Origin of the sequence: Fibrobacter sp. UWR4, assembly GCF_003149045.1 — a bacterium.
GTDB lineage: Bacteria > Fibrobacterota > Fibrobacteria > Fibrobacterales > Fibrobacteraceae > Fibrobacter.
The window spans coordinates 1-15938 of record NZ_QGDU01000051.1 but is presented as its reverse complement, the minus strand read 5'-3'; the positions used below and the strand labels follow the sequence as shown (position 1 = coordinate 15938).

11 protein-coding genes and 1 riboswitch are annotated in these 15938 nt (G+C 50.1%); of the genes, 5 read left to right on the top strand and 6 right to left on the bottom strand.

Annotation, left to right across the window (positions count from 1 at the left end; genetic code table 11):
* The first annotated feature begins 118 nt into the window (after nucleotides 1-118).
* The 4 genes from BGX12_RS14265 (at nucleotide 119) to BGX12_RS14250 (ending at nucleotide 6212) form a co-directional block, all read left to right on the top strand.
* Complete coding sequence (locus BGX12_RS14265) at nucleotides 119-1084, top strand: hypothetical protein (RefSeq protein ID WP_111361733.1); 966 nt, start codon at nucleotides 119-121, stop codon at nucleotides 1082-1084.
* A 298-nt stretch (nucleotides 1085-1382) separates the two neighbouring features.
* On the top strand, nucleotides 1383-3152 hold the full coding sequence (pelA, locus tag BGX12_RS14260; RefSeq protein WP_109736705.1) for a pectate lyase: 1770 nt from the start codon (nucleotides 1383-1385) through the stop codon (nucleotides 3150-3152).
* A gap of 32 nt (nucleotides 3153-3184) precedes the next feature.
* Nucleotides 3185-5284 (top strand): pectinesterase family protein, encoded by a 2100-nt coding sequence (locus BGX12_RS14255; RefSeq protein ID WP_233246412.1) that lies wholly within the window; start codon nucleotides 3185-3187, stop codon nucleotides 5282-5284.
* A gap of 19 nt (nucleotides 5285-5303) precedes the next feature.
* On the top strand, nucleotides 5304-6212 hold the full coding sequence (locus tag BGX12_RS14250; protein ID WP_109736708.1) for a hypothetical protein: 909 nt from the start codon (nucleotides 5304-5306) through the stop codon (nucleotides 6210-6212).
* An 18-nt stretch (nucleotides 6213-6230) separates the two neighbouring features.
* Here BGX12_RS14250 and BGX12_RS14245 read toward each other — a convergent pair whose 3' ends face one another.
* The 5 genes from BGX12_RS14245 to BGX12_RS14225 form a co-directional block, all read right to left on the bottom strand.
* Complete coding sequence (locus tag BGX12_RS14245; RefSeq protein WP_109736703.1) at nucleotides 6231-6770, bottom strand: carbonic anhydrase; 540 nt, start codon at nucleotides 6768-6770, stop codon at nucleotides 6231-6233.
* Nucleotides 6770-8245 carry a pitrilysin family protein gene (locus BGX12_RS14240; RefSeq protein WP_109736702.1) on the bottom strand — a complete coding sequence of 492 codons (1476 nt, stop codon included), beginning with the start codon at nucleotides 8243-8245 and terminating at the stop codon, nucleotides 6770-6772. The genes BGX12_RS14245 and BGX12_RS14240 overlap by 1 nt, the downstream gene beginning before the upstream one ends.
* A 19-nt stretch (nucleotides 8246-8264) precedes the next feature.
* On the bottom strand, nucleotides 8265-9098 hold the full coding sequence (locus BGX12_RS14235) for an aldo/keto reductase (protein ID WP_109736701.1): 834 nt from the start codon (nucleotides 9096-9098) through the stop codon (nucleotides 8265-8267).
* A 150-nt stretch (nucleotides 9099-9248) separates the two neighbouring features.
* Entirely contained in the window at nucleotides 9249-10937 is a 1689-nt protein-coding gene (gene thiC, locus BGX12_RS14230; protein WP_109736707.1) for a phosphomethylpyrimidine synthase ThiC, read from the bottom strand.
* Between the two features lie 29 nt (nucleotides 10938-10966).
* Nucleotides 10967-11068, bottom strand: a riboswitch (TPP riboswitch).
* Between the two features lie 717 nt (nucleotides 11069-11785).
* A complete protein-coding gene (locus BGX12_RS14225; protein ID WP_109736700.1) occupies nucleotides 11786-12706 on the bottom strand; it encodes a cation diffusion facilitator family transporter in 921 nt (306 codons plus the stop codon).
* 141 nt (nucleotides 12707-12847) lie between these two features.
* Here BGX12_RS14225 and BGX12_RS14220 point away from each other — a divergent pair, with 141 nt between their 5' ends.
* Nucleotides 12848-14179 (top strand): efflux RND transporter periplasmic adaptor subunit, encoded by a 1332-nt coding sequence (locus BGX12_RS14220; protein ID WP_233246411.1) that lies wholly within the window; start codon nucleotides 12848-12850, stop codon nucleotides 14177-14179.
* Nucleotides 14180-14495: 316 nt separating this feature from the next.
* Here the strand turns inward: BGX12_RS14220 and BGX12_RS14215 are convergent, their stop codons facing one another.
* A complete protein-coding gene (locus tag BGX12_RS14215; RefSeq protein WP_109736698.1) occupies nucleotides 14496-15437 on the bottom strand; it encodes an aldolase catalytic domain-containing protein in 942 nt (313 codons plus the stop codon).
* Between the last annotated feature and the right edge of the window lie 501 nt (nucleotides 15438-15938).

The window sequence follows — 15938 nt, the reverse complement described above, 5'->3', positions numbered from 1 at the left end:
TGTAGATGTAAAGATAGCCTACGAATGGGAATCGGAATCGAGAGAATCATCTAGCAAGGCTGCCTAAATGCTTCCACACATGTTGATGATGCCTCCAAAAAAAGGAGGTTTTTACATTATGATTCGTCCTACAAGTCTTACTTTTACAATAATTTGTTTATCCGCCTTGATTTGGACAGGCTGTAGCACTGCAACAAAACCTCTTATTGAAGACGACGAAGACGATGACGACATCAGTCTTGTGTCCAGTTCTTCCGCAAATGAAAAAAGTTCAGGCAGTTCCAAGACTTCAAGTTCCTCAGGAACCGTAAAAAATTCGAGCAGTTCCAAAACCCCCAGTGAATCCAATACGCCCAGTTCCTCTGTAACCTATAAGGAAGAAGCTGATAGCGTAGTAGTTCAGGAAATCCTTGCTGATACCAATTTTGGCAAGACAAACGTGGAAAAACTTGAAGATACCTTTGGACCGGAAGAGTTCGACATCAAGAAATACACCATCTTCTTTGCCACGATGAATCCTGCCTCCAAGGAGGGCGAAAACGTCACTCTCTACTTTGACGGGTTATTCAAGAACGACAATAGATACCTTCTTATTTACTATTTGCCAGATAATTTCGACTATAACAGCAGAGCCATTAGCGGAGGCGAAGCGATACTCGCTTTCAAGGGAGGGATTAGCGAGCATCTTCAGGAAGACGCTTTTCCAGAGACAGACTCTACCCTCACCCACACTCAATTTACTAATGAAGTAGACGATGTAATCCGTACAGGCTTGATGTGGGACGGAATCCACAGGCAGATTATGGTCATCACCTCCACAGACTTGAAAACGAGCACTGTTCTTCTCTCCGAAAAGAGCGGAAAATCCCTCCTATTCGCAAGTGCACCTAGCTGGACTACTGACGCGTACAACAAGAAACGTGGCGAGACTTTCACAATCCCTGCAAGCACCATAGATTCCACAACCAAGGTTTACTATAGAGCAGAAAAGGGAATTCTTGCCACCACGACCTCTGGCGAGGTCAGTCGCGAAGAAGTTCAGGAAATAATCAACGGCTCTGCTCAAGACACTGCAAAAAATTAGTTCTAGAATAACTAAAAAATTCTGGAGAATTTAGCCACCACAACACATAATCTTGTGGTGGCGTTCTTTGTATGGACAAATTGACAAGAAAAACAGACTATTCAAGCGAAAAAATGTGAATTTCAGGTATAATTTTAGATTTGTGGAGATGTTGTCCCTAGACAACTTTTCCGCAGAATGTAAAGGCTCGTTTTTACGAAAAACGTATAGATTATATATCGAAAGCAAGCTGATGCTGACCTTCGTCAGCATGACATGGTTCAGGGTGACATTACGGCATGGCTTAAGGGAAGTGTGTATGAAGAAGAATGTTTGGTTAGCTTTGGCAGGTGCAAGTGCGATCACTTGTGCATTTGGAGCAACTTACGAGCCGCCTTCCACTGCAGTTTCAAAAATCAATAGTTATCGAGGCTACTCGGAACTGACCAAGTCCGCAGACAGCGCAAAGATTGACATCGACCAATACGCCTACAATATGACCACCTGGCAGATTAGCAATGGTGGTTTTTATAAGGCCATGGCCAGCAAGTACGTTAATGCTTATGGCGGCGGGCAAAAATCTGAGTGGCGAGCAAAGGATGGCGGCGACCTGGCCACCATTGACAACGACGCCACCGTGCAGGAAATGCGACTGTTGGCTGTGCGTTACAAGGAAACCACCAACGGCACCTACAAGGCAGCATTCAAGACTAGCTTTAACAAGGCGGTCAATTTCCTTTTGACTATGCAGCGTTCCACCGGCGGCCTGCCCCAGGTTTGGCCCAAGCGCGGGAACTACAGCGATCATATTACGCTGAATGATAATGCCATGGTCCGCGCCATGGTGACCATGATGGATATTGCCAACAAGACCGCTCCTTTTGACAGCGACATCATCGACGACGCCACCCGCGCAAAAATGAGTGGCGCCATGGACAAGGCCATCAACTATTTGCTGAAGGCTCAGATTATTAACAACGGTGTTCCCACCGTGTGGTGCGCCCAGCACGATACCGCCAATTACGCACCTCGTCCGGCCCGCGCCTACGAACTGGAAAGCAAGTCCGGTAGCGAATCCGCAGGTGTGGTCTGGTTTCTGATGAACTGGCCTAACCAAACTCCTGAAATCCAGCTGGCAGTCAAGAGCGCCATCAACTGGTACAAAAAAACGAAGGTCACAGGCCTTTACTTCAACAAGAAAGCAGGAACATTTGACAAAAAAGACGGCAGCGTTCTATGGTACCGCTTTTACGAAGTGAACAACGACAACTATTTCTTCTGTGACCGCGATGGCGTAAGCACCAAGACACAGGACTTTACCAAGATTTCCGAGGAACGTCGCACCGGTTACCAGTGGGCAGGCGAATACGGCACAGCGCTGCTCAGTACCGAGGCTGCTTATCTGACGGCCCTTGAAAAAATGAGCGACGATTACGTACCGCCTCCTCCCCCGCCGCCGCCGGCAGCAATGTGCGGTAGCGACACCTGCAAGACGGTCATCGATGGCGTCAACTTCGTCGATATCAAGGGCGTCAAGGAATCAACAAACACAGGTTTCGTGGGAGAAGGTTACGCCAACGTGGATAACGCAATTGGTAGTTACGTGACCTACGGCGTCACTGCTACAGAAGCTGGCAAGTACACCCTGTACGTCCGCTATGCAAACGGCGGAAGTTCTGCCCGCGGATTCAGCATCTCCGCAAAGACTGCCGAAAAGGACACCGTCATTGCAGAAGGTACTACAGCAGTAACCTTATTGGAAAAGGGCAGCATGGAAAGTACCGGCGGATGGACCACTTATAAAACCGCCGCCTTTGATGTTGAACTTTCTGCCGGCTATACCGAATTGACATTCACCAGCCTCGAAAAAGACGGCATGGCAAACATCGATGTTATCGGATGGATGGCAGACAACCTGAAAGTAGGCAAGGTCAAGATTACTGAACTGTCCTTGTCCATTCGAAAAGTAACTGAATTTGGTAAAGTATCTACCCGCAAGGCATTCGCCGGCAACTACGGTAAGGGTGCCGGGGTCTTCTACAATTTGAGCAACAAGAAAGGCGCAGTCCACGTCAACGGAAGAAAATAATGAACAAGACTCGTTTACTCATACTCTCCTTTTTGGCAGCTGGTTTTGTTACCGACGCATTTGGCATCACAAAGAAAAAGATTGACTTTGTGGTTGGCGTCGACGGTGACTTCAAGGCTGCAATTGCGGCAGCGTCTGCAGCAAAGCCCAGCGAGAATAACCGTTTCATTATTTTCTTTCCCGATGGAGAATATGACCTGACGAAAGTTACCGCTGATAGACACGGCAAGACTACCTTTACCCAGTCCTTCGTTTCCCTGATTGGGCAAACCCGCGACAAGGCGATTATTGCCAACAAGACGGACACCGAAAGTATCGGCCACACAGCAACGCTTTATTTTTCTGGAAACAACGGCATGTACATGCAGGATCTGACCATCCAGAATAAAAGCACCTACTGCGGGGCCAGCGCCTGCCGACAGGTCACCATCCAGCAGAACAGTGGCGACAAGTACATCTTCAAAAATGTCAAGCTGGTCAGCGGTCAGGACACCTACTACACCAAAGGCGGACGATCCTATTGGGAAGGTGGCGAAATTCAAGGTACGGTGGACTTTATCTGTGGTGGCGGCGACGTATTCTTCGAAGGCACCAACCTAGTCGTGAAGAAAAACGGTGGCTACATTACCGCTTCTCAAAATCCAGGTAACTATGGTTACGTATTCAACAATACCAAACTGAACGCCAGCGGAAACAACGTCAACGGAACGTTCTACCTGGGACGTTCCTGGGGACATGCCAAGACCGCATTTTTAAACACCACCATGTACGCCCAGCCCACTGCAGAAGGCTGGGGACCGGACATGAATTCCGCACCTGTCGTCTTTGGCGAATACAACAGCAAGAACGGCAACGGCGGAGCAGTGGATGTGAGCCGACGCAGAACTTACTTCAACGGCGGCAAGGACGCCTCCACTGCAACGACCCTAAAAACCGTATGGAATGCATCCGACGCAGCCAAGTATACCTTGGCAAATGTCATGGGAGGTTCCGATGGTTGGGCTCCAAACAAATTAACCGTACAAGTGGCTGCTCCCAAGATTTCTCAGGATGGGGCAGACATCACCTGGGCAGACGACGAAAACGCCCTTTGCTGGGTGGTGTTTGTCAACGGCCAATATAAGGGTAGTACAGCAACCAACAGTTTCCCTGTCCAGGGTATTGCCGCAGGTTCCAAGGTTACCGTCCGTGCGGCAAACTCCATGGGCGGTTTGGGTTCTTACTCCAACGAAATCACCACGGTAGAAGACAATTCCACCTACTTTAATGTAAAGCTTGAAAGCGGTGTTGGCGGCACCATACAGAGCAGCCTTTCCGGGAACAAAGTCGCCGAAGGTAAGACGGTAACCTTTACCGCCAAGGCTAACGGCGGCTGGAAATTTGCAGGCTGGTCAGGAGCTAGTGCAACAACTATCGATGCTTCCAGCACCACAATTGAAATCAAGGCCACAAGAGACATCCAGCTTACCGCATCCTTCACGGGAGCAGGTACTGGCGTATTCCAGGCCGAAGACGGCTCCATCGAGAATGCGGTTTACGAAAGTACCAACGCAGGCTTCAAGGGTTCCGGTTACGTGAACTTTGGTGCGGGTAATTCCTACGTGAACATTCCCGTTGATGTAGACGCCGCCGGTACCTACAAGATGGGAATGTTCTACGCCAACGGAAGTTCCCAGGATCGCGACTTAATCATAAAGGTCGTCGAGTCCGGCGCTTCGGCTAGCTCAGAGACCTTGACTTTCGAAAAAACAGGAGCCTGGACCACTTACCTCTCCAAGGAAACTGAAATCACCCTGCCCAAGGGAATCAGCCATATCCAGTTTGCAGTTGTGGGAAGTAACGACGGTCCCAATCTGGACCAGATTATTCTGACCCCGAAAAAAGTGGAAGTTCCTGCCGACACCACGCTGGACGATCCGACCCTCAGTCTAAATGGGAATCTCCAGCAGAACTTGATTTGCGGTAACGTAAAGGTCCAGCTGTTCAGTGTTCAGGGAAAGTTCCTTCGTAACATGAACGTTTCCAATCTTAATGAACTTTCAAAAACAGGACTTGGTATTCCTGCGGGTTCCTATCTCATAAAGATTAGCGCCACCGGATATCGTCTGCAGAAGGTCATTCGAATTCAGTAATTTGTATATTTTGCTCCGTATGTTAGGCATCGAGCAAAAGAAAGGCAATGACAATAATCTGTGCGGTCGCATGATCGCATACGCCCGTATTTTACCCAATCCCGACGGCGATGTGGGTGGTTCGCCCTTTGACGACATGATCAAGAATGGCTTACTGGCCCTGGAAGGGGATTTCCGTCAGGCCATTCCTACCAAGTCTCAGCGCAAGGCCATTACCGAGGCCATGGACGAAAAGTTCGACAACATGCTCCAGCATATGGAGTCCGAAGGTATCGACATTCCCGAGAATGTGGACGTGGACAAGATGCGCGAACGACTCCACGAACTTTCCAGTATGGAAGTGATTCCTATTCCTGCCCGAATCGGAAGTTTCGAGAACGAGGAACAGATTCTTTCTGAAGATGCCGACATTTACTACATCGGTGAGTTTATCGGTGCAGGCCAGGCCCACTATTGCCTGACCACCTTGCCCATTTATTACCAGGCGGTTTATCGCGAACAAGCCAAGCGCAAGGAAATGGATTTCCTCAACGAAGCCCTGGCCCAGATCGAAGCCGGAGATTTCGTGGATACGGATGACTTGCAAAAGAATTCCGATGAACTGTTCCCGGAAGGAATTACCCTGAATAATTTCGTGGGGGACTTGTCCAAGCTCCTGAACGTCCGCGTGATCCCTTTTTTGCTCGCCATGGAAAGCGACATGGAATACGACCGTCAGATGATCAAGTTCTTTGAGTTTATGAAGGCCTATCCGGAGACCGCGGATATTCTACGCATAGACATGGCCCTGCGAGAACTGCGTCATCAGGATTCCAACGTGGCACGTAAACTGTTAGAACTAAGCTGCCAGAAAGTCTGCGCCGTCTACGACGAAGACTCCAAAAGAGCTCAGGACATTGACCAGCAAATCAGCAACTTGCTTAAGTAGATTATTATAGAGATTTTGCTATAGAGACTTTAGCGCGCCAGTCTCGGAATCCATGATATAGCCACGAACTACAATATCCTTGGGAACCAAGGGATGGTTCTTCACCAAATCCACCGTTTCAAGGACAGCAGCTTCTGTGTCTTCAAATCCGTGAAGCCAGGAATCCAGGTCAATACCGCAATGACGCATGAGACTAATGTGTTCCTCGTCCACACCACGTTCTTTCATCAGGTGAAGCATTTCCTGGGCGTCCATGCCCTGCACGCCGCAGCCGGTATGACCGATGACCATGATTTCGTTGACGCCTAATTCGTAGATGGCAACGAGAAGGCTACGCACCGTACTATCAAAGGGATTGGTAATGGTGCCGCCAGCGTTCTTGATCATCTTCACGTCACCATTCTTGATGCCAAGGGCTGCCGGCAGAAGTTCCACCAGGCGAGTATCCATACAGGTGACGATGGCAATTTTCTTATCGGGGTATTTGCTAGTAGTGAATTTTTCGTAGCCTTTGCTTGCCACGAATTCCTTATTGTACTGCAACATTTCCTGAATCATTATTTCTTTTCCTTCAGCAGGAATCCTGCTACAGATTTTTCCCGGACAAAAGTCTTTTGAGCTGCTGCTTGAACGTCTGCAACAGAAACCTTATTCAGGTGGTCCGCCCACTGGAGGAAAATCTTGTAGTCGCCATACATTTCGTACCAGGCAAGCATGGTAGCCACATTTTCCATATCCGTAAGGCTACGGACGAGACCTGCATAAGCGTGATTTTTCACCTTCTGGAATTCTCGTTCGCTGACGGGTTCCGTCTTCAGCTTTTCCAGTTCTTCCCAGACAATGGCTTCCACCTTGGCGGGGTCTGCATCGGGTCGCATGTTCACTCGGACGCTAAATTCGGAAACATACTTGTTGGGGCTATTGCCGGCACTGACACCAACCGCCAGTTTTTCTTCTTCAACCAGACGCTTGTACAGTTTGCCCGTACGACCGTTCAGTACGCCTTCCGCAATATCCAGAGCGTAAAGAATATCATCGCCTACTTCTGGAGTCTTGAACACCAGGTTGTACATGTTAGGTGCGTCAGGACGTTTTACGGTCAGGCGCTTTTCGCCGGCCTGTTCCGGATCGCGGATGGTTAACGGGGGGAAAGCTTCCCCCGCAGGAATATCGGCAAAGTACTTCTTTATCATCTCCATGGTGGAGGTTGTATCCAGGTCGCCTGCCAAAACGAGAATGGCGTTACGGGGCTTGTAGTACTTGCGGTAATGTTCGTCAGCCATTTCACGAGTCAGGTTGGCAATATCACTGGGCCAGCCGATGGTAGGCACACGATAGGGGAACGCCTCGTAAATCATGGAGTTCAAGGTTTCGTAATAACGGCCAGTAGGCTTGTCGTCATAACGCATGCGGCGTTCTTCGCGGACTACGTCACGTTCGGAGTAGAATTCACGAAGTACGGCGTTTTGCATACGGTCCGCTTCCAACCACATGAACAATTCGATCTTGTTTTTGGGAAGAGTTACGATGTATGCAGTCATGAGGTCTGTAGTAAAGGCATTGAGGCCAGTACCACCAGCAGCCTGGTAGGCTCCCCACAGTTCGTCCTTCACAAAGATCTTGCGATGTTCATTGACGATGGAGTCGTGCTCTGCGGTAAGTTTCTTGACGGTAGCGGTATCGCCGGCAATCTTTGCAGGGCGAATCAGAGCCTGCAAGCTGTCCTGCAAGGCCATAAAACGAACGTCTGCCACACTATCCTGAATACCCACTTTCTTGGTACCCTTGAACAGTTCATGTTCCAGAAGGTGAGCAAGACCGGACTTGCCCGGAACCTCGTGAACGGAACCAGTCACATAGAACAGGCGGCAGCTTACAGTAGGCGCCTGGTTATTAGGGTGCAAAAGAACGGTCAAGCCATTAGGCAAAACTTCCCTATGGACAGGAAGATTCACGTCGGCAAATACGGAGGAAGGCAGCACTATAGAAAGTGCAGCCACCACCGGCAATAAAACTTTGCGAGAAAACTTCATGTTTTACAATGTAGTAAAACTAAATCTCCGGCATCTGCAACAGCTGTTCCATATCGTCGGCGCTGATTTCAAAATCAAGCTTGCCATTTTCGATAATGCGTTCAGCGTGAGTGGACTTGGGAAGAGTGACCAGATTCAGCTGGAGGCAGAAGCGGTTTGCCAACTGCGGAACAGAGACGTTGTATTTCTTGGCCATTTCACAAATCGCAGGCACTTGAGACAGGCGACCCGTGGCATTGGGAGAATAAGCCTCCACGCGGATGTTGTTGATACGGCAGAATTCAATCAACTCAAGAGGAACGTGACCGATGTGAACTCGGATCTGGTTTACCACCGGCTGAACGTTACAATTGTCCTGAATGTTCTTGATATCGTCAATGCTGAAATTGGAAACACCCAGGCAACGAATCTTACCACATTCGTTAGCTTCTTCCATGGCTTTCCACACCTGCAGATTTTCTGCATAGTAGGTGGGTGCGTTAGGATCCTTCATCTCTATCCAGGGCTTGGGCCAGTGAATAAGCATCATGTCAATATGGGGTGTGGCCAGGCGTTCAAAACTATCCTGAATGCTCTGTTCGGCACCCTTGTAGCTCTTGACTTCTGCGGGAATCTTGGAAGTAAGGAAAATGCTTTCGCGGTGGATGCCCGTTTTCTTGAGAGCGGCGGCGAGACCCTCGCCTACCCCACGTTCGTTACCGTAAACAGCAGCAGTATCGATATGCTTGTAACCTGCGTCAATGGCTGCCACTACGGCAGACGCGGCCACGTCATCGGGGGTCTGCCAAGTGCCTAGGGCAATTTTCGGAATACGGGCGCCATTTGCCAATTTAAAAGTTTCGTCTAAAATCATAAAACCTCGCAGGTTAAACCTACGAGGTAATATATAACTTTAAAATGCCAGCCGCAATCACAAATTGTGAGTATTTTGTTCACGAAAGATACCAGCACAGCCGATGCTGACATTCGTCAGCATGACTTCATAGCAACCATCTTGCAGCGTTTACACGTCGCCGATGTCGCCGGTATCCACAAAGTTGCGGATAGCCTTTGTAATGCGCATGCTGCAGAAGTTGGGACCGCACATGGAGCAGAAATGGCTGGACTTGGCCTGGTTTCCGGGGAGGGTTTCGTCGTGGAATTCCATGGCCTTTTCAGGATCCAGGGAAAGGGCGAACTGGTCGTTCCAGCGGAAGTCAAAGCGAGCACGACTCAGGGCGTCATCGCGGAACTGGGCTGCAAAGTGGCCCTTGGCGATGTCTGCGGCGTGGGCGGCAAGCTTGTAGGTAACAACGCCTGCACGAACGTCGTCGCGGTTAGGCAGGCCCAGATGTTCCTTGGGAGTTACGTAGCAAAGCATGGCGGTACCGTACCAGCCGATCTGTGCTGCACCGATGGCTGAAGTAATGTGGTCGTAGCCGGGTGCAATATCGGTGGTGAGAGGTCCAAGAGTGTAGAAGGGTGCGCCGTGGCACTTTTCCAGCTGGCGGGCCATGTTGTCCTGGATTTTCTGCATAGGCACGTGACCCGGGCCTTCGATAATCACCTGCACACCGTATTCCCAGGCAATCTTGGTCAGTTCGCCCAAAGTATCCAGTTCACCGAACTGGGCTTCGTCATTGGCGTCAGCCAAGGAGCCCGGACGAAGTCCATCACCCAGGGAGACAGCAACGTCGTACTGAGCCAGGATTTCGCAGATTTCACGGAAGTGAGTGTACAGGAAGTTCTGCTGGTGATGACGCATCTGCCACAGGGCAAGAATAGAACCGCCGCGGCTAACGATGCCGGTGGTACGCTTGGCGCACATGGGAATGTGTTCCAGCAAAAGTCCAGCATGAATAGTGAAGTAGTCCACGCCCTGTTCGGCCTGTTCAATCAAGGTATCGCGGTAAAGTTCCCAGGTCAGCTCCTCGGCCTTGCCGTTGACCTTTTCAAGAGCCTGATAAATAGGCACTGTTCCAATAGGTACGGGGCTGTTGCGGATGATCCATTCGCGGGTTTCGTGAATGTGCTTACCGGTGGAAAGGTCCATGACGGTGTCGGCGCCCCAACGCACGGACCACACCATCTTTTCCACTTCTTCTTCGATGGAAGAGGTTATGGCGGAGTTACCGATGTTGCTGTTGATCTTCACCAAGAAGTTGGTGCCGATGATCATAGGTTCACATTCCGGATGGTTGATGTTACCCGGAAGGATGGCGCGGCCAGCTGCGATTTCGTCACGGACGAATTCTGCGGTAATGGGCTTGCCGTTTGCCTTCAGCTTGCCTGCAGCCACCAGTTCGTCGATGCGCTGGTTTTCGCGGATAGCAACGTATTCCATTTCCTTGGTAATGACGCCTGCGCGGGCGTAGTCCAGCTGGGTCAGCTTGTGGCCAGCCTTGGCGCGCATCGGATGATGAACTGCATTAAAACGCAAGTGGTCCAGTTCGTGATTTTCACGACGGGCACGGCCGTAAGCGGAAGTCATGTCGTCCAGCTGTTCGGCATCGCCACGTTCAGCAATCCAGCTTTCGCGGAAACGTTCAATACCCTTGGTCACATCGATGGTTGCGTTTTCATCGCTGTAAGGTCCACTAGTGTCGTAAACAGGAACACAAGGCGTCAGCGGATCCTCGGTCTGAATTTCGCGCATACCTACGCGGATATCGGAGAAAATCTTACCCGGCACATAAATCTTCCGGGAATTCATAAACGGTTTCAGAAGGGAATTCTTGGATTCCACGAGAACCTCACTTTTCCTTCGGCCAAATTACTGGCGCAAGTTCCAAGGGTATTTTCTCAGCCACGGCCACTCGACTCGCAGCACCCCTAAGCAGTATGACTGCAATATAGAATATCTTGAGGATAGTGATTAGTGGTTAGTGGTTAGAGGTCGGCGCGGTGCGCCTTTGAGGTATGAGGTGGACAGGCCGCACCAGACGGTGCTTGAGGGTAGTAGAGACTAGAAATTAGAAAATAGAGATTAGGGTACATCAAACCTCTAGGAGCGAAGCTCCGACCTCACTCCTCAAGCGAAGCGTGCCTCAGTGGCTAGAGGTCGGCGCGGTGCGCCTTTGAGGTATGAGGTGGACAGGTCGCACCTGACGGTGCTTGAGGGGTGTAGAGACTAGAAATTAGAAAATAGAGATTAGGAATGTCGGGAATACTTCGTGGGGGGATTTAAGGACGAATCCATTCCGAAATCATTTGCGCTTACCTCCTGCGGCCCTAGCCCCTAGATCCTAGCCCCTAGACCCTGGGATAGTGGTTAGTGGTTAGTGATTAGGAATTTCGGGAATATTTCGTGGGGGGATTTAAAGATGTGATTGTCTCGAAATCGCAAGCATTTACATCTTGATGCCCTAGCCCCTAGACCCTAGACCCTAAAATCCCCTAGACCCTGGGATAGTGATTAGTGATTAGTGATTAGTGATTAGGAATGTCGGGAATACTTCGTGGGGGGATTTAAAGATGTGATTGTCTCGAAATCGCAAGCATTTACATCTTGATGCCCTAGCCCCTAGACCCTAGCCCCTAGACCCTAAAATTCCCTAGCCTCTAGACCCTATCAACACCTGCTTTCTTCGGATCGTAGGGGTCCACATGGACCATGGCATCTACAACGTTTTCGCCAGCTTCAAGAATACGGCGTTCCACTTCCTCGGACAGGTCGTGAGCAGCAAGCAAGGTCATATCCGCAGGGACAACGATATGCAAATCTACATGAAGGTCACTCCCTACAAAACGGGTTCTAAAGCCATGGATGCTAATAACACCTGGGGTTTCAAGAGCCAGTGTTTTTAACTTCGCCGCGATTTCCTCGGGAGCGCCAATGTCTGCCACCTGATGGATTCCGGGCCAGGCAATTTCATAGCCAGAATGCAAAATAAAGCACGCCACAATAATAGCGCCCACGGAATCTGCAAACCACAACTCCGGGAATACAATTCCAATACCCACCGCAATCAACACGGGAATGGAACTGTAGGCGTCACTGCGATGATGCCAGGCGTTTGCTTCCAGAGCCTGACTACGAATGCTCTTGCCTGCTTTGCGAGTATAATGGAAAAGGACTTCCTTGATAATGATAGAGAGGGCGGCCATAACAGCAGCAATCCATTCCGGGTGGGAAGCACCATCTTCCCCAAGACGCAAGGTCTGGATGGCGTCATAGCCAAGGCCCACACCCACAGCACAAACCGCCACACCGATTCCCACAGAAATCAGCGTCTCGAAACGGCGATGTCCATATGGATGATCTGCGTCGGGAGGCGAATTCCAAAAGCGGGAACCCACGATGACGGCAATATCTGTAACAAAGTCCGATGCGCTATGAATGGCGTCCGCAATCAAAGCCTGAGACCCACCGAAGAAACCGGCCAGCCCCTTCCCTATGGAAAGAGCCGCGTTCCACCCCAGGCCAACCCAGGTCACGTGCCGCACTTCGGCGCTATCGTCATGCTTTGCGATGCGAGTCATGCCCTGCAATTTAGAAACTTAAAAAGGTAAAGACTAGGCTAAGTTAAAACCATAAAGCAACGGATTGCCGTTCCTAAACATCTAAACATTCGTAAATAGACCAATACTTTCTATTTTATAAGACAACGTATGAAAAAACTGATGAAAATTTTAATTGTGGTCGCCATTTTGGTTGGCATCGGTTATGGAATCAAGACCTTTGTGCTGGATAAGAAAACCGAGGCAAAGATAGCCACCCTGGTTACCACAGCCGTTACTCAGACTACCATTTCCACCTCCATTTCCGCTACCGGCTCCCTGGAACCCGTGGACCAGGTAGAAGTGGGTACTCAGGTGTCTGGCGACATCAGCAAGATTTTCGTAGACTTCAATTCCAAGGTAAAAAAAGGGCAGGTCATTGCCCAACTGGACAAATCCAAGTTGCAATCTACCTTGAACCAAACTGAAATTGCCTATAAGGCAGCCGAAAACGATTACAACTACAAGAAAAGTTCTTACGAGCGCACCAAGAAACTGGCGGAAAGCAACAGTGCCAGCGCCGTGGAGCTGGAATCAGCCGAATATAACATGAATGCAGCCCAGTTCACCATGGAACAACGCAAGAACGAAGTGGCTCAAGCCCGCTTAAATTTGAGCTACGCTACCATCAAGAGCCCCATTAACGGTGTAGTCCTGAAGCGGGCTGTGGACGTGGGCCAAACGGTGGCCGCCTCCATGAGCACTCCTACCCTGTTCATCATTGCAAAAGATTTAAGCCAGATGAAAGTGATGGCAGCTGTTGACGAAGCTGACATCGGTCAGGTAAAGGCAGGCCAGCGCGTGGAATTCACGGTGGACGCCTTCCAGAATGAAAAGTTCAGCGGAAAGGTGCAGGAAGTTCGACTAAACCCCACTACCACAAGCAATGTGGTTACTTACACTGTGGTCATTACCGCAGACAATCCGGACCAGAAATTACTGCCCGGCATGACCGCCACCTGCACCATCGTAACAAAGGAAGTCGTCGATGCAGTTTCCGTCCCCGTAAAGGCACTAAAGTTTACTCCCGATGAAAGTACCCCCATGGCAGACCCGAGAGATTTGCCTCGCCCGCCCCGTCCCGAAGGTTTCGCTGGAGCAAAAGACGGCGAAACGCCTCCCCCGCCCCCCGGCATGGGTGCAGGTGGCCCGCCTCCCGGTGGTCCTGGCGGATTCGGCGGCAAAGCTGGTTTTGGAGGCAAGGCCGGCGGTAAGCGCAAGCCCCACCTGAAGGGCGATCATGTATGGGTCAGCATCAACGGAAGGGCCGCTCCCCGCAAAGTCGAAATCGGCATTAGCGACGGCGTGAACGTGGAAATCCTTAAGGGTCTGAGTATTGGCGACAATGTGGTAATCGGCCAACAGACTGCAGCCGAAGAAGTCAAGGCAAAAGAAGACGCCCGCAGCCCCTTTATGCCAGGTCCTCCTAAAGGCGCCAAGAAGTTCAAAAAATAAGAAACAGAATTTTTGAGAGAGAAAAAAAGTCCCGAGTCGCTGATTGCGAACTCGGGACTTTTTCACTGGAGGAAGTCGACGCAGCTCTTGCCTGCGTGACGCGCACCTCCTAGTCGTGGCGCTTGCCTTGCTAGTCGTGGTACTTTTGCCCCTTCGGGTCAAAAGTACATGATTAACGGCTCGGCAATGGAAAAATGCAAGCATTTTTCCGCTGCTCTCGCCTTGCTAATCGTGGCGCTAGTTATTTCATAACTAGCGCTCGATTCTTCGGCTCACCTATGCAGAAATGCGAGCATTTCTGCGCAGGATTCGCCTCTTAATCGTTCATCATATGATCGAAGAACTTGCGGTAGTTGTCCTTGTCTTCGGTCTTGCGGACGGCGATTGCGTCCTGGGGATGACGGTTCAGCATACCGGTGATCATCTGCGGAATGATGTAGCCCCATTCGTACTTGGCCTGGAGCGGGAGGAACAGTTCCTGGTAGGCATCGAGAACCGGACGCAGATCGTACTTGGGGTTCTTCAGGAAGCCAAGGAGAAGTTCGGTGGTGCAGTTGCCTGCGCCACGGCCCATGCCGGAAACGGAACCGTCCAGGAAGTCAACGTGGTTGATGATAGCCTGAATGGTGTTGGAGAAAGCCAGCTGCTGGTTGTTGTGGCCATGGAAACCAAACTGCTTGTTCTTTACGATGCCCTTGTAGCGCTGCATTTCCTTATCAATGTCTTCCTGGTAGAAGGCGCCGAAGGAGTCCACGAGATAAAGCACGTTGGCCTTGCATTCTTCGTTGACCTGGTGCAGAGCTTCGTCCAGTTCCGGACCGCGGTCACGGCTCACAGCCATGATGTTCAAAGTGGTTTCGTAGCCCATGTCGTGGAAGGCGTTCACCATTTCGATACCCTTGTCGATGTTCTTCACGTAAGAAGCGACACGGAACATCTGGTAGGGGCTTTCAGAAGCGGGCTTCACGGCGTCCATGTTGACGCGACCCACGTCGGCCATCACAGCCATCTTCATCTTGGAATCGATACCGTCCTTCACCTTCCACAGGAGATCGTCATCGCAGAACTTCCACGGGCCGTATTCCTTGGGGTCGAACAGTTCCGGAGAGTTCTTGTAACCCATTTCCATGTAGTCAACGCCAGCGGCAGACAGGAGGGTGTAAAGACGACGGACGAATTCCAGAGAGAAATCGTGCTTGTTGACGAGACCGCCATCGCGGATGGTGCAGTCGAGAACCTTAATGCTTTCGTAGTACATAACTAGGGCCTAGGGGCTAGGGGTTAGGGTTTAGGGATGCGGGCAAGGCATTCTTCTAAGGTCTTGCGAACGCATCTTTTTTCTATGAGGGCAAAGGTAGATTAAAAAAAAGGTACGCACAAGGGGAAAGCCTGTGACGAATAAAAATATTCACATAATAAACGCATTTTATGCGTAGATAATACATTTTTACTTGTTATTCCTTGATATTTAAGGAGTTAATAATCCAAAATTTTGCGATAAGCATTCCCTTTTGGACGTTTTTCTTTCATACAGGCGGAACGCATCGCCGGTACCGCCTTTTTATTTAACGCAAATTTTGCGTATATAATTAAAATTCCTGTTCCTGTTGTATACAACAAACGCGGATTCTCATCGTCAAGTAAATCCGATCTAGGCTGAAAACAAAAAAAATCCCTAGAAAGTGAATTCTAGGGATGGTTAGGTTTCTAACTTGCGTTTTCGACCAAGAAAAGGACAAGCGATGAGACTTAACCGAGA